The sequence below is a fragment of the Kocuria rosea genome, from assembly GCF_006094695.1.
Classification (GTDB): domain Bacteria; phylum Actinomycetota; class Actinomycetes; order Actinomycetales; family Micrococcaceae; genus Kocuria; species Kocuria rosea.
Genome location: NZ_CP035103.1, coordinates 1,223,760 through 1,246,924, shown reverse-complemented (window position 1 = coordinate 1,246,924; position 23,165 = coordinate 1,223,760). Strand labels below are relative to the sequence as shown.

General features: G+C 72.6%; 19 protein-coding genes and 1 tRNA gene. 6 read left to right on the top strand and 14 right to left on the bottom strand.

Annotation, left to right across the window (positions count from 1 at the left end; all coding sequences use genetic code 11):
- Positions 1–57: 57 nt before the first annotated feature.
- From rpoB to EQG70_RS05670, 10 genes are all read right to left on the bottom strand, one after another.
- Positions 58–3,567, bottom strand: coding sequence for a DNA-directed RNA polymerase subunit beta (gene rpoB, locus EQG70_RS05715; RefSeq protein ID WP_017833278.1), 3,510 nt, complete (start codon positions 3,565–3,567; stop codon positions 58–60).
- Between the two features lie 276 nt (positions 3,568–3,843).
- Positions 3,844–6,672, bottom strand: a complete 2,829-nt coding sequence (gene gcvP, locus EQG70_RS05710; protein WP_109268124.1) for an aminomethyl-transferring glycine dehydrogenase — start codon at positions 6,670–6,672, stop codon at positions 3,844–3,846.
- A 198-nt stretch (positions 6,673–6,870) separates the two neighbouring features.
- Positions 6,871–7,254 (bottom strand): 50S ribosomal protein L7/L12, encoded by a 384-nt coding sequence (rplL, locus tag EQG70_RS05705; protein ID WP_017833276.1) that lies wholly within the window; start codon positions 7,252–7,254, stop codon positions 6,871–6,873.
- A gap of 98 nt (positions 7,255–7,352) precedes the next feature.
- Positions 7,353–7,877 carry a 50S ribosomal protein L10 gene (gene rplJ, locus EQG70_RS05700; protein ID WP_017833275.1) on the bottom strand — a complete coding sequence of 175 codons (525 nt, stop codon included), beginning with the start codon at positions 7,875–7,877 and terminating at the stop codon, positions 7,353–7,355.
- Positions 7,878–8,176: 299 nt separating this feature from the next.
- Positions 8,177–9,328, bottom strand: coding sequence for a GNAT family N-acetyltransferase (locus EQG70_RS05695; protein ID WP_035924897.1), 1,152 nt, complete (start codon positions 9,326–9,328; stop codon positions 8,177–8,179).
- Positions 9,329–9,473: 145 nt separating this feature from the next.
- Positions 9,474–10,181 carry a 50S ribosomal protein L1 gene (gene rplA / locus EQG70_RS05690; protein WP_017833273.1) on the bottom strand — a complete coding sequence of 236 codons (708 nt, stop codon included), beginning with the start codon at positions 10,179–10,181 and terminating at the stop codon, positions 9,474–9,476.
- A gap of 89 nt (positions 10,182–10,270) precedes the next feature.
- Positions 10,271–10,702: a 50S ribosomal protein L11 gene (rplK, locus tag EQG70_RS05685; protein WP_017833272.1), complete on the bottom strand. Its 432-nt coding sequence runs from the start codon at positions 10,700–10,702 to the stop codon at positions 10,271–10,273.
- 146 nt (positions 10,703–10,848) lie between these two features.
- Positions 10,849–11,697 (bottom strand): transcription termination/antitermination protein NusG, encoded by an 849-nt coding sequence (gene nusG, locus EQG70_RS05680; protein WP_017833271.1) that lies wholly within the window; start codon positions 11,695–11,697, stop codon positions 10,849–10,851.
- An 84-nt stretch (positions 11,698–11,781) separates the two neighbouring features.
- Positions 11,782–12,054: a preprotein translocase subunit SecE gene (secE, locus tag EQG70_RS05675; protein WP_017833270.1), complete on the bottom strand. Its 273-nt coding sequence runs from the start codon at positions 12,052–12,054 to the stop codon at positions 11,782–11,784.
- A gap of 109 nt (positions 12,055–12,163) precedes the next feature.
- A tRNA-Trp gene (locus tag EQG70_RS05670) sits at positions 12,164–12,236 on the bottom strand.
- A gap of 283 nt (positions 12,237–12,519) precedes the next feature.
- Between EQG70_RS05670 and EQG70_RS05665 the strand changes: the two genes are divergently transcribed.
- Together EQG70_RS05665 and EQG70_RS05660 are read left to right on the top strand one after the other, a co-directional pair.
- Positions 12,520–13,725: a pyridoxal phosphate-dependent aminotransferase gene (locus EQG70_RS05665; protein WP_035924906.1), complete on the top strand. Its 1,206-nt coding sequence runs from the start codon at positions 12,520–12,522 to the stop codon at positions 13,723–13,725.
- Positions 13,722–14,069: a hypothetical protein gene (locus EQG70_RS05660; protein ID WP_109268125.1), complete on the top strand. Its 348-nt coding sequence runs from the start codon at positions 13,722–13,724 to the stop codon at positions 14,067–14,069. The genes EQG70_RS05665 and EQG70_RS05660 overlap by 4 nt, the downstream gene beginning before the upstream one ends.
- An 84-nt stretch (positions 14,070–14,153) precedes the next feature.
- Here EQG70_RS05660 and ppk2 read toward each other — a convergent pair whose 3' ends face one another.
- Positions 14,154–15,065, bottom strand: coding sequence for a polyphosphate kinase 2 (gene ppk2 / locus EQG70_RS05655; RefSeq protein ID WP_035924909.1), 912 nt, complete (start codon positions 15,063–15,065; stop codon positions 14,154–14,156).
- 189 nt (positions 15,066–15,254) lie between these two features.
- On the opposite strand from ppk2, the gene EQG70_RS05650 reads away from it, so the two are divergent.
- Entirely contained in the window at positions 15,255–16,286 is a 1,032-nt protein-coding gene (locus EQG70_RS05650; RefSeq protein ID WP_017834233.1) for a 6-phosphofructokinase, read from the top strand.
- A 117-nt stretch (positions 16,287–16,403) separates the two neighbouring features.
- Here EQG70_RS05650 and ygfZ read toward each other — a convergent pair whose 3' ends face one another.
- From ygfZ to EQG70_RS05635, 3 genes are all read right to left on the bottom strand, one after another.
- The gene (ygfZ, locus tag EQG70_RS05645; protein ID WP_017834234.1) at positions 16,404–17,492 is read right to left on the bottom strand and encodes a CAF17-like 4Fe-4S cluster assembly/insertion protein YgfZ; all 1,089 of its coding nucleotides are present in this window, start codon (positions 17,490–17,492) and stop codon (positions 16,404–16,406) included.
- 5 nt (positions 17,493–17,497) lie between these two features.
- A complete protein-coding gene (locus tag EQG70_RS05640; protein WP_017834235.1) occupies positions 17,498–18,097 on the bottom strand; it encodes a heme-binding beta-barrel domain-containing protein in 600 nt (199 codons plus the stop codon).
- A gap of 116 nt (positions 18,098–18,213) precedes the next feature.
- Positions 18,214–18,819: a hypothetical protein gene (locus EQG70_RS05635; protein ID WP_031283389.1), complete on the bottom strand. Its 606-nt coding sequence runs from the start codon at positions 18,817–18,819 to the stop codon at positions 18,214–18,216.
- A 242-nt stretch (positions 18,820–19,061) separates the two neighbouring features.
- On the opposite strand from EQG70_RS05635, the gene EQG70_RS05630 reads away from it, so the two are divergent.
- The 3 genes from EQG70_RS05630 (at position 19,062) to EQG70_RS05620 (ending at position 23,070) form a co-directional block, all read left to right on the top strand.
- Positions 19,062–19,745, top strand: a complete 684-nt coding sequence (locus EQG70_RS05630) for a response regulator transcription factor (protein WP_017834238.1) — start codon at positions 19,062–19,064, stop codon at positions 19,743–19,745.
- Between the two features lie 51 nt (positions 19,746–19,796).
- Positions 19,797–20,729 carry a mycothiol synthase gene (gene mshD, locus EQG70_RS05625; RefSeq protein WP_035924917.1) on the top strand — a complete coding sequence of 311 codons (933 nt, stop codon included), beginning with the start codon at positions 19,797–19,799 and terminating at the stop codon, positions 20,727–20,729.
- Positions 20,730–20,790: 61 nt separating this feature from the next.
- Entirely contained in the window at positions 20,791–23,070 is a 2,280-nt protein-coding gene (locus EQG70_RS05620; protein WP_109268126.1) for an RNA degradosome polyphosphate kinase, read from the top strand.
- Positions 23,071–23,165: the final 95 nt, after the last annotated feature.

The window sequence follows — 23,165 nt, the reverse complement described above, 5'->3', positions numbered from 1 at the left end:
GTCCTTTATCTCTTTCTCTGGAAAAGTTGACGTCTCGTCGGGGTGGACCGAGCGGGATCAGACCTCTTCGACCGAGCTGGGCTCGGAGTGCGAGAGATCGATGCCCAGTTCCTCGGCCGCCCGGAAGACCTCGTCATCCGAATCGCGCATCTCGATGGTGTTGCCGTCCGCCGAGAGCACCTCGACGTTCAGGCACAGCGACTGCATCTCCTTGATGAGGACCTTGAAGGACTCAGGGACACCCGGCTCGGGGATGTTCTCGCCCTTCACGATGGCCTCGTAGACCTTCACGCGCCCGTGCACGTCGTCGGACTTGACCGTCAGCAGCTCCTGCAGCGTGTAGGCGGCGCCGTACGCCTCGAGCGCCCAGACCTCCATCTCGCCGAAGCGCTGGCCGCCGAACTGCGCCTTACCGCCCAGCGGCTGCTGGGTGATCATGGAGTACGGGCCGGTGGAGCGCGCGTGGATCTTGTCGTCCACCAGGTGGTGCAGCTTCAGGATGTACTGGTAGCCCACCGACACCGGGTCCGGGAACGGCTCGCCGGAGCGGCCGTCGAACAGCCGGGCCTTGCCGGACCGGTCGATCAGCCGCACGCCGTCGCGCGTCGGGTTGGTGTGGTCGAGGAGGTCGAAGATCTCCTCCTCGCGCGCGCCGTCGAACACCGGGGTGGCCACGTTCGTGGGGCCGGACTGCTTCGGGAAGTTCGGCAGCCGGTCGAGCCACTCGGGGTCGCCCTCGATGTTCCAGCCCTGCTTCGCGAGCCAGCCGGTGTGCACCTCGAGGACCTGCCCCAGGTTCATGCGGCCGGGCACGCCCAGCGGGTTGAGGATGATGTCCACGGGGGTCCCGTCCTCGAGGAACGGCATGTCCTCCAGGGGCAGGATCTTCGAGATGACGCCCTTGTTGCCGTGGCGGCCGGCGAGCTTGTCGCCGTCCGTGATCTTGCGCTTCTGCGCCACGTACACCCGGACCACCTGGTTGACGCCCGCGGGCAGGTCGTCGTCCTCGTCGTCGCGGTCGAAGACGCGCACGCCGATGACGGTGCCGGACTCGCCGTGGGGCACCTTCAGGGACGTGTCGCGCACCTCGCGGGACTTCTCGCCGAAGATCGCCCGCAGCAGGCGCTCCTCCGGGGTCAGCTCGGTCTCGCCCTTCGGGGTGACCTTGCCCACGAGGATGTCGCCGGCCTGGACCTCCGCGCCGATGTGGATGATGCCGCGCTCGTCGAGGGCGGACAGCACCTCCTCGGACACGTTCGGGATGTCCCGGGTGATCTCCTCGGCGCCCAGCTTCGTGTCGCGGGCGTCGATCTCGTGCTCCTCGATGTGGATCGAGGTGAGCACGTCCTCCGAGACCATGCGCTGGGAGAGGATGATCGCGTCCTCGTAGTTGAGGCCCTCCCAGGACATGTAGGCGACCAGCAGGTTCTTGCCCAGGGCCAGCTCGCCCTGGTCCGTGGAGGGGCCGTCGGCGATGACCGAGCGCTCCTCGACGCGATCGCCCTCGGAGACGATGACGCGCTGGTTGTAGGTGTTGCCCGGGTTGGAGCGCGTGAACTTGTTGATCGGGTAGACCGTGGTCGTCCCGTCGTCGTTGAGCACGCGCACGAGGTTCGCCGAGACCTCCTCGACCACGCCGGCCTTGCGGGCCAGCACGGAGTCCCCGGCGTCCAGGGCCGCGTAGCGCTCCATGCCGGTGCCCACGAGCGGGGCCTCGGACTCGAGCAGCGGCACGGCCTGGCGCTGCATGTTGGCGCCCATGAGCGCGCGGTTGGCGTCGTCGTGCTCCAGGTACGGGATGAGCGCGGTCGCCACGGACACCATCTGGCGCGGGGAGACGTCCATGAACTGCACGGCGGTCGGGTCGACCAGCACGGCCTCGCCCGAGCCGTCGGCGGCGCGCGCGAGGACGGCGTCCTCGGCGAACCGGTTGTCCGGGCCCAGCGGGGCGTTGGCCTGGGCGATCGTCACGCCGCGCTCGTCGTCGGCGGTGAGGTACTCGACCTCGTCGGTGACGAGGCCGCCGACGACCTTGCGGTACGGGGTCTCGATGAAGCCGAACGGGTTGATCCGCCCGTAGGTCGCCAGCGAGCCGATGAGGCCGATGTTGGAGCCCTCGGGGGTCTCGATCGGGCACATGCGGCCGTAGTGCGACGGGTGGACGTCACGGACCTCCATGCCGGCGCGGTCGCGGGAGAGACCGCCCGGGCCGAGCGCGGACAGGCGGCGCTTGTGGGTCAGGCCCGCGAGCGGGTTGTTCTGGTCCATGAACTGCGACAGCTGCGAGGTGCCGAAGAACTCCTTGATCGCCGCCACGACGGGACGGATGTTGATCAGGGTCTGCGGGGTGATCGCCTCGACGTCCTGGGTGGTCATGCGCTCGCGCACCACGCGCTCCATGCGGGACAGGCCCGTGCGGATCTGGTTCTCGATCAGCTCGCCCACGGCGCGGATGCGGCGGTTGCCGAAGTGGTCGATGTCGTCGACGTCCACGACGACCTCGCGGGGTTCGCCGTCGCGCACGCCCTTCATGGTGCCGCCGCCGGCGTGCAGGGTGACGAGGTAGCGGATCATCGCGACGATGTCGTCGACCGACAGCACGGAGGCGTCCTCGTCCTCGAACGCCTTGTCGAGGCCCAGCTTCCGGTTGATCTTGTACCGGCCGACCTTCGCGAGGTCGTAGCGCTTGGAGTTGAAGTACATGTTGTCGAGCAGCGCCTGCGCGGCGTCGACCGTGGGCGGCTCCCCCGGGCGCAGCTTGCGGTAGATGTCCAGCAGCGCGTCCTCGCGGGACTCGACGGTGTCCTTCTCGAGGGTCGCCCGGATGGAGTCGAACTCCCCGAACTCCTCGAGGATGCGGGACTCGCTCCAGCCCAGAGCCTTGAGCAGCACGGTGACCGACTGCTTGCGCTTGCGGTCGAGGCGCACGCCCACCTGGTCGCGCTTGTCGATCTCGAGCTCGAACCACGCGCCGCGCGAGGGGATGATCTTCGCGGAGTAGATGTCCTTGTCCGAGGTGCGGTCCTGGCCGCGCTCGAAGTAGGCGCCCGGCGAGCGGACGAGCTGGGACACGACGACACGCTCGGTGCCGTTGATGACGAAGGTGCCCTTCTCGGTCATCAGCGGGAAGTCGCCCATGAACACGGTCTGCTGCTTGATCTCGCCCGTGTTGTTGTTCATGAACTCGGCCTTGACGTACAGGGGCGCCGAGTACGTGGCGTCCCGGTCCTTGCACTCGTCCATGGTGTACTTCGGGTCGTAGAACTCCGGCTCCGAGAAGGACAGGGACATGGTGCCCTGGAAGTCCTCGATCGGGGAGATCTCCTCGAAGATGTCGGACAGCCCGGAGGTGCGGGCGATGCCCTGCTCCCCGGTCTCGATGGCCTGCTGGACCCGGGCCTGCCACCGCTCGTTGCCCACGAGACGGTCGAAGCTGTCCGTCTGGAGGGCCAGCAGGTTCGGCACGTCCAGCGGTTCATGGATCTTGGCGAAGGAGATGCGGCGCGGGATGTTCCCGTCGGCCGGTCGGTTAGCGGTTACGTTCGAATCGGTGCTCGAGGCGACCAAGATGGATTCCTTCCACAGACCTGCAGTTGAATCGCGCAGTTCCCGAATCGGGGATACGGGTGGGCGAGGGCCAGCGGACTCGAGATGCTGGTTCGCTCCCCGGGGGCGCCCACCGCTATATGAAGGCACGCAGAATGAGGGACAACGCAAAGATCCAGCATAGACGCGAAGTGCGGCTCTGTCCACACGACCGGTGGACGCGGGCGTCCACCGGTCGTAGGATGGGAAATTTCGTGCTCCGGGTCTCACCGGCACCGGGGGCGCCGGGCCCGCGGGTCAGCCCGCGGCCGCGAACGCCTCGACCGGCGGGCAGCTGCAGACCAGGTTGCGGTCCCCGGCGGCGTTCTCCACCCGGCCCACGGGCGGCCAGAACTTGGCGCGGCGCAGCTCGGGCAGCGGGTAGGCGGCCCGGGACCGGGGGTAGGCACGGTCCCACTCGTCGGCCGTGAGCACCTCCGCGGTGTGCGGCGCGCGGCGCAGGACCGAGTCCTCGAGTGCGACCTCGCCGTCGGCCACGGCGGTCATCTCCGCGTGGATCGCGCGCATCGCGGCCACGAACCGGTCGAGCTCCGCGAGGTTCTCGGACTCCGTGGGCTCCACCATGAGCGTGCCCGCCACCGGGAACGCGAGGGTGGGGGCGTGGAAGCCGTAGTCGACGAGCCGCTTGCAGACGTCCTCCGCGGTCACCCCGGAGGCCTTCGTGAGCGCGCGCAGGTCGAGGATGCACTCGTGGGCCACGAACCCGCCCGGGCCGGTGTAGAGGGTCGGGAAGACGTCGGCCAGCCGGGCGGAGACGTAGTTCGCGCTGAGGATCGCGGTGCGCGACGACGCGGTGAGCCCCTCCGCGCCGGTCATGGCGATGTACATCCAGGAGATCGGCAGCACCCCGGCCGACCCGTGGCGGGCCTGGGACACGGGGAAGGAGTCCTCCCCGCCGTCCGGGGCCGCGGGGTCCCCGGGCAGGAACGGCACGAGGTGCTCCGCCACGGCCACGGGCCCCACGCCGGGCCCCCCGCCGCCGTGCGGGATGCAGAAGGTCTTGTGCAGGTTCAGGTGGGAGACGTCCCCGCCGAAGCGGCCCGGCCGGGCGAGGCCCATGAGCGCGTTGAGGTTGGCGCCGTCCACGTAGACCTGGCCCCCCGCCGCGTGCACGGCCTCGCACACGGCCGTGATCTGCTCCTCGAACACGCCGTGCGTGGAGGGGTAGGTGACCATGATGCCCGCCAGCTCCTCCCCCACGCTCCCGATCTTCGCGGCGAGGTCGTCCAGGTCCACGGAGCCGTCCCCGGCGGTGGCCACGACCACCACCTTGAGGTCCGCGAGCACCGCGGAGGCGGCGTTGGTGCCGTGGGCCGAGGACGGGATGAGGACGGTGGTGCGCTGCCGGTCGCCCCGGGAGAGGTGGTAGCGGCGGATCGCGAGGAGCCCGGCGAGCTCGCCCTGGGAGCCGGCGTTGGGCTGGACGGAGACCGCGGCGTAGCCGGTGATCTCCGTGAGCCAGGACTCGAGCTGGGCGATGAGCTCGCGCCAGCCGAGGGTCTGGTCCTCGGGGGCGAGCGGGTGGATCGAGGCGAACTCGGGCCAGCTGATGGGCTCCATCTCCGCGGCGGCGTTGAGCTTCATGGTGCAGGAGCCGAGCGGGATCATGGTCCGGTCGAGGGCCAGGTCCTTGTCCGCGAGGGAGCGCAGCCAGCGCATCATCGCGGTCTCGGAGCGGTGCAGCGTGAACACGGGGTGGGTCAGGTAGGAGTCGGTGCGCAGCAGCTCGGCGGGCAGGTCCCACGCCCCGCCCGCGTCGTCCGTAGCCGCGGCGGCGAAGGCCGCGAGCACGGCGTCGACGTCGCGCTCGTCGTGGGGCTCCCCCACCGACACGGAGACGTGGTCCGCGCCGGCCCGGCGGACGTTGATCCCACGCTCCGCGGCGGCGGCCACGACGGCGTCGGCGCGGCCGGGGACCTCGGCGAGCACGGTGTCGAAGAACCGGTCGTGGACCACGCGCACGCCCGCCGCGGCGAGCCCGGCGGCCAGGCGGGCGGCCAGCCCGTGCACGCGCTCGGCGATGGCGCGGAGCCCGTCCGCGCCGTGGTAGGCGGCGTAGGCGCCGGCCACGACGGCCAGCAGCGCCTGGGCGGTGCAGATGTTCGAGGTGGCCTTCTCGCGGCGGATGTGCTGCTCGCGGGTCTGCAGGGCCAGCCGGTAGGCGGGCCGGCCGGAGGAGTCGGTGGAGACGCCCACCAGGCGACCGGGCAGGTTCCGCTCGAGGCCCTTGCGGCAGGCGAGGAACGCGGCGTGGGGCCCGCCGAAGAACAGGGGCACCCCGAAGCGCTGGGCCGAGCCCACGGCGATGTCCGCGCCCTGCTCCCCCGGGGAGCGCAGCAGGGTCAGGGCCAGCAGGTCGGTGGCCACGGCCACGAGCGCCCCCCGCGCGTGCGCCTCCTCGGCGCGCTCGGCGAGGGGGACGACCTCGCCGTCGACGCCCACCTGGGTCAGGACCACCCCGAAGAGCTCGCCCTCGGGCAGCCCCTCGGCGAGGTCGGCGACGACCAGCTCGATGCCCACGGCCCGGCAGCGCCCGCGCAGCACGGCGAGGGTCTGCGGGAGCGTCCGGGCGTCGACGACGACGCGCCGGCTCGTGGCCTTCCGGTTGGCCCGGCGCATCATGAGCACGGCCTCGGCCACCGCGGTGGCCTCGTCCAGGAGGGAGGCGTTCGCCAGGTCCAGGCCGGTGAGGTCCATGACGGCGTTCTGGAACGTGAGCAGGGCCTCGAGGCGGCCCTGCGAGATCTCGGGCTGGTAGGGGGTGTAGGAGGTGTACCAGGCGGGGTTCTCGAGGATGTTGCGGCGCAGCGCGGGCGGGGTGACGGTGTCCGCGTAGCCCTGCCCGATCATCTGGGTCATCACCCGGTTCTTCGCCGCGACCCGGCGCAGCGCCGCGAGGGCCTCGTGCTCGGACATCGGGGCGGGCAGGCCCAGCGGCTCGGAGGAGGCGATGGTCGCGGGGACGGCGCGGGCGACGAGCTCGTCGAGGTCGGCCGCGCCGACGGTCTCGAGCATGATCGCGGTCTCGGCGGCGTCCGGGCCGAGGTGGCGTGGCAGGAAGGACAAGGTGAGCTCCTCGTGGTCCGAGGCCCGGTGGGGCCCGTCCGCCCTCCCCCGCCCGGACTCTCCCGCTGCGCGTGGGCGGCCGATGTGGTCGTGCCCCCAGTCTCCCACAGACCGTCCGGGCCCGGCACGGCACGAGGCCCCGGACGCCGTGCGTCCGGGGCCTCGCAGGAGCGTCCGTGAAGGGACGCGTCCGGGGTCCTACTTGAGGGTGACGGTGGCGCCGGCGCCCTCGAGGGCCTCCTTGGCCTTGTCCGCGGCCTCCTTGGTGGCGCCCTCGAGGACGGCCTTGGGGGCCGAGTCCACGAGGTCCTTGGCCTCCTTGAGGCCGAGGGAGGTCAGCGCGCGGACCTCCTTGATGACCTGGATCTTCTTCTCGCCGGCGGCCTCGAGGACGACGTCGAACTCGGTCTGCTCCTCGGCCTCCTCGGCGGCGGCGGCCGGAGCGGCGGCACCGGCGACGGCCACGGGGGCGGCGGCGGTGACGTCGAAGGTCTCCTCGAAGGCCTTCACGAACTCGGAGAGCTCGATGAGGGAGAGCTCCTTGAACGCGTCGATCAGTTCAGCGGTGGTGAGCTTGGCCATGGTTGTGGCTCCTTTTCGATGGTGTGCCCCGGCCGGGTTCGTCGGCGCGGGACGGTCTGGTTCCGTGGTGAGAATGTGCCTCGCGGCGGGGATGCTGGTCAGGCGTCCTGCTCCTCGACCTTGGCGCGCAGCGCCTCGGCCGTGCGGACGGTCTTCGACAGCGGTGCCTGGAACAGCGCCGCGGCCTGGGACAGGGACGCCTGCGCGGCACCGGCCACCTTGGCCAGCAGCACCTCGCGGGACTCGAGGTCCGCGAGCTGCTTGATCTCCGCGTCGCTCAGGGCCTTGCCCTCGAGGTAACCGCCCTTGACGACGAGCTGCGGGTTCGCCTTGGCGAAGTCACGCAGGCTCTTGGCGGCCTCGACGGGGTCCCCCGAGATGAAGGCGATCGCGCTCGGGCCGGCGAGCTGGCCGTCGAACGCGTCGATCCCCAGCTCCTTGGCCGCGATCGCGGTCAGCGTGTTCTTCACCACGGCGTATTCGGCGTTCTCACCGAGCGAGCGGCGCAGCTCCTTGAGCTGGGCCACGGTGAGGCCGCGGTACTCAGTCAGGACAGCGGCGTCCGAGTTGGAGAACAGTTCCTTCAACTCGGCGACCGCGGCTGCCTTTTCCGGGTTCGCCATGGTACTCCTTCCGGTCTTCGATGCCGGTCGCTGCCGCAAGGGCCCGGGCACAGAAAAAGCCCCGCGCAGATGCCCGGGGCTCGGCGTCGCACCCCGTGCAGGACGGGACGTGCTCGCTGTGCTGGTTCACCTGCGCTGGCGGTTCCTGGCGGAACTCTTACGGCTGTCCTCCCGCTTCGCGCACTCCGAAACGGGGCGCACGGGGCAGGGGGACCACGACCGGCGGTCTTTGGTGTCTCCCAGGCTACCGGAGGCCCCCGCCGCGGCCAAATCGGCTCCGGGGCGGCCCCGGACCCGGCTCAGGCGGAGGGGAAGTCGCGGGCCCACACGCCGCTGCGCCCGGCCACGCGGAAGCCCAGCCGGGCGTTGACCCGGCTCATCCGGTCGTCGCCGCTGTGGCTCCAGGAGTAGACGGTGCGCACGCTCGGGGCCAGCCGCTCGAGCTGCTGCAGGTTGGCCAGCTTCAGCCGGGTGGCGAGCCACCGGCGGCGGTGCTCGCGCAGGACCACGGTCTCGTCCTGCATCCCGATCGGCGGCTCCTCCCCCGCCAGGACGATCTCGGTCATCCCGACGAGGCGTCCGGTGGGCTCGTGCTCGGCGACGGCCACGAGCGAGAGGTTGCCCGCCTCGGCGCGCAGCTGCTCGGTGCGCCGCACGCGCTCGGCGTCCCAGGGCTCTGGCTCGGCGGCGGCCACGGGGGCCAGGAACGAGTCGGTCGCCATGCGCGAGTGCAGGGCGGCGAGCTCGTCGAGCCGGTCCTCGGGGGCCGGGCCGCTCCAGACGTGGATCCGGTACGGCTCCTGCGCCGGCGAGGCCGCGACCTCGTCCAGCAGGGCCGCGACGCGCTCGGGCGGCAGGGGGACGTCCAGCACCCCGAAGTCGCTGACCGACTCGAGCCGGTAGCCGGCGCTGAGGGCGAAGCGGGTCTGCCGGTTGGACACGGGCAGCCGGCCCGAGCCGTCGGCGGCGTCCACCCACTCGACCATCCCGGGCGTGACCAGCGGGAAGACCCCGGTGACGCTGCCGTCGCCCTGGATCTCCTCGGGCCCGGGGTGCTCGGTCTGGATCCGCAGGTGCCGGCGGGACTCGCCCACGGCGAGCTGCTCGGCGGCGGCCAGCAGCTCGCTGCCGGTGCCCTGGGAGGTGACGTCGGGGTCCACGTCGACGGTGATGTGGGCGGAGTCGGTGAGCGTGACCAGGGGCATCCGCACCTCGGCCCGTCCCGCCAGCCGGTCCCCGGCCCACGCCAGCAGGACGACCACGCGCTCGAAGGGGTCCAGCAGGTCCCGGTAGAGCTCCTGGGCGTCACCGGTGAGGTCCGAGATCCCCCACACGTGCTGCCGGGACCGGCGCACGAGCTCCGCGACGCGCCCCAGCAGCTCCTGCGCGGCGTCGTCGAACTCGTCGGGGATGCGCATCTGCTCGATGCGCACCGGGGGGTGCTCGCTCACGTGGGGGGTCTCCGTTCCGTGGGCGCCGGCGGACGCCCGCCGGCTGCTGGGTCGTGGGAGGAATGGTCCCGTCGGACGGGAAGGGGCCCGGCCGCATCGGCCGGGCCCCCACCCGTCGGAGCCCCGCGGGCTCCGGTGCACGGCGTCAGGCGCCGACGACGACCTCGGTGGCGTTCGGGTCGACCGGGATGCCCGGCCCGAACGTGGTCGAGACGGTCGCCTTCGTGATGTAGCGGCCCTTCGACGCGGAGGGCTTCAGGCGCAGGATCTCCTCGAGGGCGGCGCCGTAGTTCTCCGCCAGCTTCTCGAGCTCGAAGGACGTCTTGCCCACGATGAAGTGCAGGTTCGAGTGCTTGTCGACGCGGAAGTCGATCTTGCCGCCCTTGATGTCGTTGACGGCCTTGGTCACGTCCATGGTGACGGTGCCGGTCTTGGGGTTCGGCATCAGGTTGCGGGGGCCGAGGACCTTGCCCAGCCGGCCGACCTTGCCCATCATGTCCGGGGTGGCCACGGCGGCGTCGAAGTCGGTCCAGCCGCCCTGGATGCGGGCGATCAGGTCGTCGGAGCCGACGTAGTCCGCTCCGGCCTCCTCCGCGGCGGCGGCCTTGTCGCCGGTCGCGAAGACGACGACGCGGGCGGTCTTGCCGGTGCCGTTGGGCAGGTTCACGGTGCCGCGGACCATCTGGTCGGCCTTGCGGGGGTCGACACCGAGGCGGAGGACGACCTCCACGGTGGAGTCGGTCTTCGCGGTGTCGAGCTCCTTGGCCAGGGCCACGGCCTCGGCCGGGGCGTACAGCGTGCCCGCGTCGATCTTGGCGGCGGCCGCCTGGTATGCCTTGCTGCGCTTTGCCATCTGCTTCTTCTCCTTGTGCAGTTGTGGTCTGCGGGCCGCGCTCGGCCCTGCCACGTCAATAACGGTGGGTGGTGATCAGCCGAGGCTGGTCACTCGACCTCGATGCCCATGGAGCGGGCGGTGCCGGCGATGATCTTCGCGGCGGCGTCGATGTCGTTGGCGTTGAGGTCTTCCTTCTTGGTCTCGGCGATCTCGCGGACCTGGTCCATGCTGAGCTTGCCGACCTTCTGGGTGTGCGGGACACCCGAGCCCTTGGCGACGCCGGCGGCCTTCTTGATCAGCTGCGCGGCGGGCGGGGTCTTCGTGACGAAGGTGAACGAGCGGTCCTCGTAGACCGTGATCTCCACGGGCACGATGTTGCCGCGCTGGGACTCCGTGGCCGCGTTGTAGGCCTTGCAGAATTCCATGATGTTGACGCCGTGCTGACCGAGGGCCGGACCCACGGGAGGAGCCGGGTTGGCGGCGCCTGCCTGGATCTGCAGCTTGATCAGGCCGGAGACCTTCTTCTTCTTGGGAGCCATGTGCTGGTCCTTCTTCTGCTGGACGTACCGGCGCACAGGAGCGTACGACGGCGGGTGGCCGCCGTGGCGCGGCGGCCGGGCGGCCCGGCGGCGAAGCATGCACCGCGGGGCCGGGAACTGGGGCGGGCCGGAGCGGCCCGCGGGGCTCAGATCTTGGAGACCTGGTTGAAGCCGAGGGTGACGGGGGTCTCGCGCTCGAAGATCGACACGAGGACGACCAGCTGCTGGGACTCCACCTTGATCTCGGAGATCGTGGCGGGGAGGGTCTCGAAGGGGCCCTCCTTGACGATGACGGACTCGCCGACCTCGAAGTCGACGTCGATCTGCGGCTGCGCGCTGGGCTGGGCGGAGGACTCGGCCCCCGCGCCCTGCGGCGCCTCGAAGACCGGGTTGAGCATCTCGAAGACCTCGTCGAGGCGCAGCGGCACCGGGTTGTAGGCGTCCTGGCCGACGAAGCCGGTGACGCCCGGGGTGTGGCGGACCGCGCCCCAGGAGGCGTCGGTGAGGTTCATGCGCACCAGCACGTAGCCCGGGATCCGTACCCGGCGCACGATCTTGCGCTGGGCGTTCTTGATCTCGACGACCTCCTCCATCGGCACCTCGATCTGGAAGATGTCGTCCTCCATGTTGAGGGACTGGATGCGGGTCTCGAGGTTCGTCTTCACGCGGTTCTCGTAGCCGGCGTAGGTGTGGATGACGTACCAGTCACCCTCCTGGCGGCGCAGCTTCGACTTGAACTCCTCGACGGGGTCCACGGCGGGCGCCTCGTCCTCGGCCGCGGGGGCCTCCTCGTCGGCCGGGGCCTCCGCCTCGAGCGGGGCCTCCTCGTCGGCGGGCGCGGCGGGAGCCTCGTCGGCGACCGGGGCGTGCTCCGGGTCGTGGGCGGCCGCGAAGTCGTCCTCCTGCACGGAGGTCTCGGCCTCCGGCAGCTCCGGAGCCTGCTGGTCGACCTCGGCCGGTGCCTCGGTGCCGTTTTCGAGCTCGTGCTCGGTCACTGGATCTCCCTCAAAGTTCTTTCGTGGATGTCGTGCTCTGCTGGGTCACGGTGGCCGGCCGCGCCGGTCCGTGCGCCGCCCGGATCAGCCGGCGGCGTCCCCCTGCCCGAAGATCCACAGGGCGGCCTGGCCGAACGCCAGGTCCAGGACCGAGATGAGCACCATCATGAACGCGACGAACACGAGGACGACCAGGACGTAGTTGACCAGTTCGCGCCGGGTGGGGGTGACCACCTTCCGGAGCTCGCCGACGACCTGGCGCAGGAACAGGAACAGGCGCCCGAAGACGCCGCGGGGGCTCTCCGCGCCCTGCTCCGGGGGCTGGCCCGACGCGCGGCCGGCGGTGGTCTGCGACATCGGCTCTCCCTGTGTGGACTCGTGCGTGCCGCGCAGTGCTGCCGGCCCGCCGTCGCCGCGGCGGCTCCCGGCACCCCGTGGGGGTGCCGGGGACCACCCCGGACTGGAGCAGGGCAGACAGGACTCGAACCTGCAACCTGCGGTTTTGGAGACCGCTGCGCTACCAATTGCGCCACTGCCCTACGTGCCTCGCGGCCTCGGCCGGCGTGGGGACGCCGGTCTCGATCGCTCGGACCCGGTCACCGACTCTACCATCCGGTCCCGCCGTGACGGCGCGGCCGAGCAGGCGCCGATGACACCAGTCGTCCATCCTAGGCGACCCGGGCGGCGGGGTGCAATCCGGGCGGGCGCGGCCGCCGGGGCGCCGGGCCCGCGGTGCGGACGCCCGAGTAGCATGGGGGCGTCCGCACCGCCGTCCCCGCACCCGGCGGAGACCGCCCGTTCCCCTCCAGGAGGCCCCCGGTCATGACCACGTCCCGCATCTCCCGGCGCGTCGGCGCCATCGCAGAGTCCGCGACGCTCGCCGTGGACGCGAAGGCGAAGGCCCTCAAGGCCGCCGGCCGGCCCGTGATCGGCTTCGGCGCCGGGGAGCCCGACTTCCCGACCCCCCAGTACATCGTGGACGCCGCCGCGGCCGCCCTGCAGGACCCGGCGAACTTCCGGTACACGCCGGCCGCGGGCCTGCCCGAGCTGCGCAGGGCGGTGGCCGAGCAGACCGCCCGGGACGACGGCTACGCGGTGGAGCCCGCCCAGGTGCTCATCACCAACGGCGGCAAGCAGGCCGTGTTCCAGGCCTTCGCGACGGTCGTGGACGAGGGCGACGACGTCCTGCTGCCCGCCCCGTACTGGACCACCTACCCCGAGGCCATCAAGCTCGCCGGGGGCAACCCGGTCGAGGTCTTCGCCGGGCCGGAGCTCGGCTACAAGGTCACCCCCGAGCTGCTCGAGGCGGCGTGGACCGAGCGCACCAAGGCCCTGCTGTTCTGCTCGCCGTCGAACCCCACGGGCGCCGTGTACTCCCCCGAGGAGACCGCGGCCGTGGGCCGCTGGGCGGCGGAGAAGGGGATCTTCGTGCTGACCGACGAGATCTACCAGCACCTCACCTACGACGGCGTGCCGTTCACCTCGATCGCCGCCGCCGTGCCGGAGCTGGGCGAGAACGTGGTCGTCCTCAACGGCGTGGCCAAGACGTACGCGATGACCGGCTGGCGGGTGGGCTGGATGATCGGTGCCCCCGACGTCATCAAGGCGGCCACGAACCTGCAGTCCCACCTGACCTCCAACGTCAACAACGTGGCCCAGCGGGCCGCGCTGGCGGCCGTGTCCGGCCCGCTCGACGAGGCCCACCGGATGCGGGAGGCCTTCGACCGCCGCCGCCGGGTCATGGTCGAGGCCCTCAACGCCATCGACGGCGTGGAGTGCCCCACCCCGACCGGCGCGTTCTACGCCTACGCGGACGTGCGGGGCCTGCTCGGCCGGCGCTTCGGCGACGCGACGCCGCAGACCTCCGCCGAGCTGGCCGAGCTGATCCTGGAGCAGGCGGAGGTGGCCGTGGTGCCCGGCGAGGCGTTCGGCCCCTCCGGCTTCCTGCGCCTGTCCTACGCCCTCGGCGACGACGACCTCGCGGAGGGCCTGCGCCGGCTCCAGGAGTACCTGGGCGGCGCCGCGTGAGCGCCGCGACGGACGCCCGGGACACCGCCGTGGCCGCGGCGGAGCAGGTGCCCGCGGCGGCGCTCGTGAGCGCCGGGCTGATCGGCGGGTACGCCACCGCCCGGGCGACCGGCGTCCGCCCCCTGGGCGGGGCGGTGCTGGCCGCGGCCGGCGCGGCGGCCGCCCACACGTGGTGGCACCGCGGCGGGCCGGGCACCACGGCGGCGCTCGCCGCGCTCTACGTCCTGGGCTTCGGGCTCTCCCACCCGCTGGCCCGGCGGATCGGGGCCTGGCCGTCGGTCCTGGCCGTGACCGCCGTCAACGCCGCCGCCAACACCGTCCTGGTGGACCGCCCCGGCCGCTGAGCCGCGACCGCCGCGCACCGGCGCCGCCCGCCCCCGGAAGGGGACGGGCGGCGCCGTCGTCGTCCCGCGTCCCCGGGCCGCACCTCAGTCGCCGACGGCCTCCAGGCCGCGGCGCACGATCAGCGGGTCGGGGGGATAGACCACGTCCGGGTCCTTGTCCTCGTAGTCGAACTGGTCCAGGAAGAAGCGCATCGCGTTGAGCCGGGCGCGCTTCTTGTCGTTGGACTTCACCGTGATCCACGGGGCGTGGTCGGTGTCCGTGCGCAGGAACATCTCTTCCTTCGCCTCGGTGTAGTCCTCCCACCGGTCCAGGGACGCCAGGTCCATGGGCGAGAGCTTCCACCGGCGCACGGGGTCGATCTGGCGGATCGCGAACCGGGTGCGCTGCTCGTGCTGGGTCACGGAGAACCAGAACTTGGTGAGGTGGATGCCGGAGTCCACGAGCATCTTCTCGAAGACGGGCGCCTGGGCCATGAACTGCTCGTACTGCGGGTCCGTGCAGAAGCCCATGACGCGCTCGACGTTGGCGCGGTTGTACCAGGAGCGGTCGAACATCACGATCTCCCCCGCCGTGGGCAGGTGCTGGATGTAGCGCTGGAAGTACCACTGGCCCCGCTCCCGGTCCGAGGGCTTCGTCAGGGCCACCACCCGGGCGGCGCGCGGGTTCAGGTGCTCGGTGAACCGCTTGATCGTCCCGCCCTTGCCGGCGGCGTCCCGGCCCTCGAACACGATGACGTGCTGGAGGTCGTGGTCCTGGCCCCAGTACTGGAACTTCAGCAGCTCGATCTGCAGCTGGTACTTCTCGAGCTCGTACTCCTCGCGCGACAGCCGCTCGTCGTACGGGTAGTCCTCCCGCCAGGTCTCCACGGCCGATCCCCCCGGGTCGATGAGATCCGGGTCCGGGGACTGCCCGTCCCGCACCGTGTACCCCTGGTCGACCAGCTTGTCGATGAACTCCCGCAGGTTCTCCCGGGCCGGTTCCTTGTCCGTGTTCAACGCCACCCCTCCTTCCGGGCCCGTCGGGGCCCTCTTCCCGGAAGTCTAGGCCGCAGGCCGGCGGGCGGCGCCGGGGGTCAACACGGCCGGGCCCGGCCCTGCCGCCCGGGCCCGGACTCACTAGACTGGGCGTGCCGGCGCACGTCCGGCCGCCACGCACGCCCCGCCCACCCGGAGGAGACTGTACGGATGAAGATCGGACTGCTGACCAGCGGCGGGGACTGCCCCGGACTCAACGCGGTGATCCGCGGCGCCGTGCTGCACGGGATCAAGACCTACGGCCACGAGTTCGTGGGCTTCCGCGACGGCTGGCGCGGGGTGCTCGAGGGCGACATCATGGACCTGCCCCGCACCCGGGTCCGCGGCCTCGCCCGGGAGGGCGGGACCATCCTCGGCACCTCCCGCACGAACCCCTACTCCGGGCCCGGAGGCGGGCCGGAGAACATCGGGGTGATGCTCGAGCGCCACGCGGTGGACGCGATCGTGGCCATCGGCGGGGAGGGCACCCTGGCCGGCGCCAAGCGCCTGGCCGACGCCGGGCTGCCCGTGGTGGGGGTGCCCAAGACCATCGACAACGACCTGCAGGCCACGGACTACACCTTCGGCTTCGACACGGCCGTGTCCATCGCCACCGACGCCATGGACCGGCTGCGCACCACCGGGGAGTCCCACCACCGGTGCATGGTCGCCGAGGTCATGGGCCGCCACGTCGGGTGGATCGCGCTGCACTCGGGCATGTCCGCCGGCGCGCACGCGGTGCTGATCCCGGAGCAGAAGGTCTCCATGGACCAGGTCTGCGCGTGGGTGCAGGAGGTCTACGACCGCGGCCGCTCCCCGCTGGTGGTCGTCGCGGAGGGGTTCATCCCCGAGGACCGGGAGGACGTGCTCGCCGGGAAGGGCACCGAGGCCGACGGCCGTCCGCGCCTGGGCGGGATCGGGGAGTACGTCACGCAGGAGATCGAGCGCCTCACCGGCATCGAGACCCGCAACACCACGCTCGGGCACATCCAGCGCGGGGGCGCCCCCACGGGCTTCGACCGCGTGCTCGCCACCCGCTTCGGGATGTCCGTGGTCGACCTCGTGCACGAGAAGCAGTGGGGGCGGATGGTCGCCATCCGCGGCACCGACATGGTCCGCGTCGACTTCGCCGAGGCCCTCGAGGGGCTCAAGACCGTTCCCCAGGACCGCTGGGACGAGGCCCGCGTCCTCTTCGGCCGCTGAGGCGGGCGGCGGCCCCGGTCGGTCAGGCCTGCGGGTCCGCGCCGCCCGGGGCCCGGTCCCGCGCCGCTCCGGGCCCGGGGCGGACGTCGGTGACGGGAGTCCCGGGGTCCGGCGAGGTCAGGGGCGGGGTCCGCGGAGGAAGCCCGTCTGCCGGCCGACCACCTGCCCGGCGTCCGGCGGCACGACGACCTGCTGCGCCGCGGCCCACCGCTGCTCGCCGTCGGTGACGACGAGCTCGGCGGCGGGATCGACGGTGCGCTTGAGCACGGCCAGGGCGATGGGACCCTGCTCGTGGTGGAGCTGCACGGAGGTGACGCGCCCCACCGTGCGCTCCCCCGCGACCACCTCGGCCCCGGCGGCGGGCAGCGTGTGCTCCGACCCGTCGAGGTCGAGCAGCACCAGCCGGCGGGGCGGGTGCCCGAGGTTGTGCACCCGTGCGACGGTCTCCTGGCCCTTGTAGCAGCCCTTGGCCAGGTGCACGGCGGTGCGCAGGAGGTCGAGCTCGTGCGGGATCGTCCGTTCGTCCGTCTCGGCGCCCAGGCGGGGGCGCCACGCGGCGATCCGCAGCGCCTCGGCGGCCCACGCGCCGGCGAGGGGGAGGTCGAGGGTCAGGGCGTCGAGCTCGTCGCGGGGCACGAGGTGCTCCCACCAGGTGCGCTCCTCGCCGGGGTGGGGCCCGTCGAGGACGGCGTAGCTCCACCCGCCGGGGGCGACGTGGGGCCAGGGGTCCCGCCACACGACCGTGGCGGGCAGGCCGGGCACGGGGCCCGTGGCGCCGAGCACGGCCCACTGCCCGGTGCGGTCCTCGATCTCGACGCGCAGCGCGAAGCGCATGCGCTCGAGCCACGCCACCAGGGCCGCGGTCTCGTCGGCCTCGGTGATCAGCCAGGTGCTGGTGCCGTCGTCCACCACGTGGGGGGCGTGCTCGATCCGCCCCTGCACGGACAGGAAGAGGGTCTCGGTGCTGCGCCCGGGCTCGAGCCCGGTGAGCACCTGGGAGGAGAGGGTGGTGAGCCAGCTGAGCCGGTCGGGCCCGGTGACGGTCACGACGCCCTTGTGGGAGAGGTCCACCACGGTGCCGGGGGTGCGCACGAGGGAGCGCTGCTCGCGCAGCGGGTCGCCGTAGTGGGCGGCCACCCCGCGGTCCAGGCCCTCGGCCTCGACGGCGCCCGGCCGGTGGAGCAGGGGGGAACGGTGCTCGGTCACGGAACTCAGCCGATCTTCCGCAGCTGCGCGGAGGCGTGGGTGGTCAGGGGCTCGCCGAGCGCGGCCATGTCCCAGGCCCAGAACAGGTCGCCGTGGACCAGGCCGTACATGCGGGTCGAGGAGCTGTACTCCTTGGCCCCGCGGGCGCGGATCACGGCGTCGGTGGCGAGGTCGATCCGCGGGCCCTTGATCTGCCCGGCGTAGAGCTCGGCGACGCCGCCGGGGTGGGTCAGGGTCACGAGGACGTCGAAGCCGCCGTCCGCGTTGCGCATCCGCTCCACGTCCTCGGCGCCCTGGAGCACGGGCACGAGGTCCGGCGGGAGCATCCCGGGGCCCACGTCGCCGTCCTCGAGGGTGCGGTCGAGCTGCCAGAAGCCCTGTTCCACGGTGGCCGGGCGCATCGGCTGCCCCTCGTCGTCGAGGAGTGTGGTCTGCGCCCGGTAGTCGAGGAACGGCAGCCCGTTCTGCTCGAAGGTCACGCGCTGCCGGAACGGCCGCTGCTCGACCTCGCCGTAGCCCATGAAGCCGTCGCCCTCCCAGGTGCCCAGCAGCCAGGCGAAGGGGACGAGCTCGGGCAGCAGATCCGAAGGGATCTCGATCGGCACGGGACTAGTGCTGTCCCTTGAACAGTCCGAGGACCACCTTCAGGGAGATCCCGGCGATGAACAGGCCAGAGATGCCGAGCAGGGCGAGGTAGAAGATTTCGAGTGCAAGCATGGCCCTAAACTACCACGGTGCTCACCAGCCGGGCAGTGAACACGGCCCCCACCCCGAGGAACGCCACGGGGGTCACGCCGAGGGCCACGACGCCCCGCTTGGGCGAGCTCTTCGGGGCCGCCGCGATGACGCGCCCGCCCACGAGGGCCACCAGCGCGGCCAGGACGGCGCCGACCACCACGAGCAGGGCGGGGTCCGGGCCCGTGGCCCGGTAGTCGCCGGCCAGGGCGATCCAGCCGGAGGAGCTGACCGCCGCCAGCACGCCCGCCGTGGAGGCGATCGCGGACTCGAGCCGGTGCTCGGCGCCCTCGCCGCGCACCAGCTCCGCCGCGAACACCGTCATGAGGGCCACGCCGACGACGGCGGGCAGCCACACGAGCTGCTGGCCGGGCAGGAACTGCACGAGCAGGGCCGCGGCGACGCCGGCGGCGGTCATGATCACGTTGTGGCGGTGCCTCGCCGCGATGCCGGTGGCCGCCGGCCAGCCGAAGCCGATGACCACGGACATGCCCAGCGCCAGCACCAGCGGCGCGGGCCCGGCGACCGCGACCGCCACGAGGGCCGCCACCAGCACGGCCACGCTGCACGCGGCGATCATGGCGTATCTCATGGTGATCGGGTTCCTGCACTGTCGGGGGTCGGGACCTGCGCCCGGGCGGACACGAGCAACGATAGCGGCTCGCCGCGGGGCGCGGGCGGAGCGCCGGGACCGGGTGCAGGACCGGGAACCGGGCGCGGGGTGCGGGCGGGCACGGGCCGCGGGACGCTCCGGACCGGCGGGGTCGCGGAGCCGGTCGCCCGCCCGGACCTATACTGACAGCTCAGTCCGTACGCCAGAGTGGAGAAGCACGAGTGTTCCAGATCCTGATGCTGACCGACGCGGACGGACCTTCGGCATCGGTGCTCCCGGCCCTCGACCTGCTCAACCACAAGGTCTCGGTCGCCCCGACGCGGACCGTGTCCGGCAGCCTCGACGGCCGGTCCCCGGACGTGGTCCTGCTGGACGGGCGCACCGACCTGATCACCGCCCGCAACCTCGCGCAGCTGCTCACGGCCAAGGGTCTGGCCGCGCCGCTGCTGATGGTTCTCACCGAGGGCGGGATGGCGGCCGTGGCCGCGAACTGGATGGTCGACGACGTCGTGCTCGACACCGCCGGCCCCGCGGAGGTCGAGGCGCGGCTGCGCCTGGCCTCCTCCCGCACGGCCGAGGTCCCCGAGGACGACACCCGCATCCGCGCGGGCTCCGTGGTCATCGACGACGCCGCCTACTCCGCGCACGTCAACGGCCAGCCCCTGAACCTCACCTACAAGGAGTTCGAGCTGCTGAAGTACCTGGCCCAGCACTCGGGGCGGGTCTTCACCCGCGCCCAGCTGCTCAGCGAGGTCTGGGGCTACGACTACTACGGCGGCACCCGCACCGTGGACGTGCACGTGCGGCGCCTGCGCGCCAAGCTGGGCGCGGACCACGAGCACCTGATCACCACGGTGCGTAACGTGGGCTACAGCTTCGCCACGACGCGGGCCCGGGAGGGCTGAGCACCTCCCGACCCGGTCCGTGCGCCCCATCCCGTTCCGCAGGAGGTCCCCATGTCCCGTTCCGTGCCGTACGACCTCGACCGCCCGGACGTCCCGCCGGCCGAGGAGATCGTGGCGCTCGCGTCCCGCGCCGCCGCCGCGGACGGCGACCCGCCGTTCTCCGACCAGACCCTGGTGGACCTGCGCTCGGCGCGCGACGGCCGGGTCCGCACCGTCCTGGCGCGCTCGCGCGAGGGGGAGCTCCTCGGCGCCGCCGTGCGCGTGCCCGAGCCCGACGGCGCCCACCTCGTGGAGCTCGTGGTCGGCCCCGCCCACCGCGGCGCCGGGATCGGCGCGGCGCTGGCCGGCGCCGTGGCCGCCGGGACCACCGGCACGGTGCGCGCCTGGGCGCACGGCGGGCACCCCGCCGCCGCCGCGCTCGCCGCCCGGCACGGCCTGGCCCCCGTGCGGGACCTGCACCGGCTGCTGCGCCCGCTGCGCGGCGCGGCGGACCTGCCCCTCCCGGAGGCGATGCCCGAGGGCTTCCGCCTGCGGGCGTTCGAGCCCGGCCGCGACGAGCAGGAGTGGCTGCGGGTCAACGCGGCCGCCTTCGCCGAGCACCCGGAGCAGGGCAGGATGACCCTCGACGACCTCCGGCAGCGGGAGGCCGAGCCGTGGTTCGACGCCGCCGGCTTCCTGCTCGCCGTCCGGGAGGACGAGCCCGGGACCGTGGCCGGCTTCCACTGGACCAAGGTGCACGCCGCCGACGCCGAGCGCGGTCCCCTCGGCGAGGTGTACGCCGTGGGCGTGGCCCCCGGGCACCAGGGCACGGGGCTGGGCCGGGCGCTGACCGCCGCCGGCGTCAACCACCTCGCCCGGCAGGGGCTCGACGAGGTCATGCTCTACGTGGACGGGGACAACGCCGCCGCGATGCGGCTGTACGAGGCGCTGGGGTTCCGGCCCTGGCACCTCGACGTGATGTACGCCGGCACCCTCCCCGGCTGACCCGCCACCCGATCCTCCCGCGCCCGGACCGCCGGGGCGGGCACGACGAGACAGGACCGTGATGACCACCCACCAGCAGGACAGCCCGCAGTCCGCGCCGGCCCCGGGCGCCCCCGGGGCCCCGGCCGCCGGGTCCGGCACCGCACCCCCCGGGGGCCCCGACGAGCTCCCCGACTCCGCCCGGAGCCACGGGGACCGGGACCGGATCGACGACCCCGTGCCCGCGGCCCGGCAGGTGCTGGAGGGCCGGCACGGGCCCGAGCGCTTCCTGGACCGCGAGGCCAGCTGGGTGGCGTTCAGCTCCCGGGTCCTGGAGCTGGCGGAGGACCCGGACCTCTTCCTCCTGGAGCGGGTGCACTTCCTGTCCATCGTGGCCTCCAACCTGGACGAGTTCTTCATGGTCCGGGTGGCCGGGCTCAAGCGGCGCATCGCCACGGGCATCGCCCGGCCGGCCGCCTCCGGGCACTCCCCCGCGGAGCAGATGGCCACCATCGCCGCGCGCGCCCACGAGCTGCAGGAGCGGCACGCGCGGGCCTTCCACGACCTGGTGCGGCCCGAGCTGACCCGGCAGAACATCCACCTGGTCGGCTGGGAGGACCTGGACGCCGCCACCCGGGAGCGGATCACCGGGGACTTCCACCGGCAGGTGTTCCCCATCCTCACGCCGCTGGCCGTGGACCCGGCCCACCCGTTCCCCTACATCTCCGGGCTGAGCCTCAACCTGGCCGTGATGGTCCGCAACCCGCAGTCGGGCAAGCGGCTGTTCGCCCGCGTGAAGGTCCCGGACCAGCTGCCCCGGCTGCTGTCGGTGGACGGGTCCCGGGCCTCGCGCCTGCCGAACGGCCAGGCCCGGTTCATCCCGCTCGAGGACGTCATCGCCCAGCACCTGGACGACCTGTTCCCCGGGATGGAGGTCGAGGAGCACCAGGTGTTCCGCGTGACCCGCAACGAGGACCTGGAGGTCGAGGAGGACGACGCCGAGAACCTCCTGCAGGCCCTGGAGAAGGAGCTGCTGCGCCGCCGCTTCGGTCCCGCGGTGCGTCTGGAGGTCACCGACAGCATCAGCACGGAGGTGCTCGAGCTGCTCGTCTCCGAGCTGGGCATCGACGAGTCCGAGATCTACCGGCTGCCCGCCCCGCTGGACCTGCGCGGGCTGGGGGTCATCGCCGGCATCGACCGCCCGGAGCTGCACTACCCCCGCCACGTGGCCCACACCTCCCGTTACCTCAACGCCGCGGAGACCGCCAAGGCGGCGGACGTCTTCGCCGCGACCCGGGCCCGGGACGTGCTGCTGCACCACCCCTACGACTCGTTCGCCACGAGCGTCCAGGCCTTCCTGGAGCAGGCCGCCGCGGACCCGAAGGTCCAGGCCATCAAGCAGACCCTGTACCGGACCTCTGGCGACTCCCCCATCGTGGACGCACTCATCGACGCCGCCGAGGCCGGCAAGCAGGTGCTGGCGCTGGTGGAGATCAAGGCCCGCTTCGACGAGCAGGCCAACATCTCCTGGGCCCGCAAGCTCGAGCAGGCCGGGGTGCACGTGGTCTACGGCATCGTGGGGCTGAAGACCCACTGCAAGCTCTCCCTCGTGGTCCGCCAGGAGGAGCACGGGCTGCGCCGGTACGTGCACATCGGCACCGGCAACTACCATCCCTCCACCGCGCGCTTCTACGAGGACCTGGGGCTGCTCACGTGCGACCCGGAGGTCGGGGAGGACGTCTCCCGGCTCTTCAACCAGCTCTCCGGCTACGCGCCCAAGACCACCTTCCAGCGCCTGCTCGTGGCGCCCCGCTCCGTGCGCTCCGGGCTCGTCGACCTCGTGGAGGCCGAGATCCGCCACCACCGGGCCGGCCGCCCGGCCCGGATCCAGGTCAAGTGCAACTCGATCGTGGACGAGGCCGTGATCGACGCCCTCTACCGGGCCTCGCAGGCCGGGGTGCCCGTGGACGTGGTGGTCCGCGGGATCTGCGCCCTGCGCCCCGGGGTGCCGGGGCTGAGCGAGAACATCCGGGTCCGCTCGGTGCTGGGCCGGTTCCTGGAGCACTCCCGGGTCTTCGCGTTCTGCAACGCCGGCGATCCCCTCGTCTACATCGGCTCGGCGGACATGATGCACCGCAACCTCGACCGCCGGGTGGAGACCCTGGTGCGGATCACGGACCCCCAGCAGGCGGCCGCGCTCGTGCGGCTGCTCGCCCGCTACGTCTCGGACGCCACGGCCAGCTGGCACCTGGACGCCGAGGGCGTGTGGACCCGCCACCACCGGGACGCCGAGGGGAACCCGCTCGTGGACGTCCAGGAGCACCTGCTGCGCAGCCGGGCCCTCGGCCGGCCGACGATCTAGTCGGCGGTGGAACGGGTCAGCGGTAGCATCGTGGGGGTGCCGCCCGACGGTCCGGACCGCGGGCCCCGGCACGCCCGTGCACCACGGACAGGGGA

Bases quoted from the DNA above. Each gene is read 5' to 3' on its own strand.
- rplL (WP_017833276.1), bottom strand. From the start codon at position 7,254: ATGGCCAAGCTCACCACCGCTGAACTGATCGACGCGTTCAAGGAGCTC.
- rplJ (WP_017833275.1), bottom strand. From the start codon at position 7,877: ATGGCGAACCCGGAAAAGGCAGCCGCGGTCGCCGAGTTGAAGGAACTG.
- rplA (WP_017833273.1), bottom strand. From the start codon at position 10,181: ATGGCAAAGCGCAGCAAGGCATACCAGGCGGCCGCCGCCAAGATCGAC.
- rplK (WP_017833272.1), bottom strand. From the start codon at position 10,702: ATGGCTCCCAAGAAGAAGAAGGTCTCCGGCCTGATCAAGCTGCAGATC.
- secE (WP_017833270.1), bottom strand. From the start codon at position 12,054: ATGTCGCAGACCACCGCCGGCCGCGCGTCGGGCCAGCCCCCGGAGCAG.
- EQG70_RS05665 (WP_035924906.1), top strand. From the start codon at position 12,520: ATGACCACGTCCCGCATCTCCCGGCGCGTCGGCGCCATCGCAGAGTCC.
- EQG70_RS05650 (WP_017834233.1), top strand. From the start codon at position 15,255: ATGAAGATCGGACTGCTGACCAGCGGCGGGGACTGCCCCGGACTCAAC.
- EQG70_RS05635 (WP_031283389.1), bottom strand. From the start codon at position 18,819: ATGAGATACGCCATGATCGCCGCGTGCAGCGTGGCCGTGCTGGTGGCG.
- mshD (WP_035924917.1), top strand. From the start codon at position 19,797: ATGTCCCGTTCCGTGCCGTACGACCTCGACCGCCCGGACGTCCCGCCG.
- EQG70_RS05620 (WP_109268126.1), top strand. From the start codon at position 20,791: ATGACCACCCACCAGCAGGACAGCCCGCAGTCCGCGCCGGCCCCGGGC.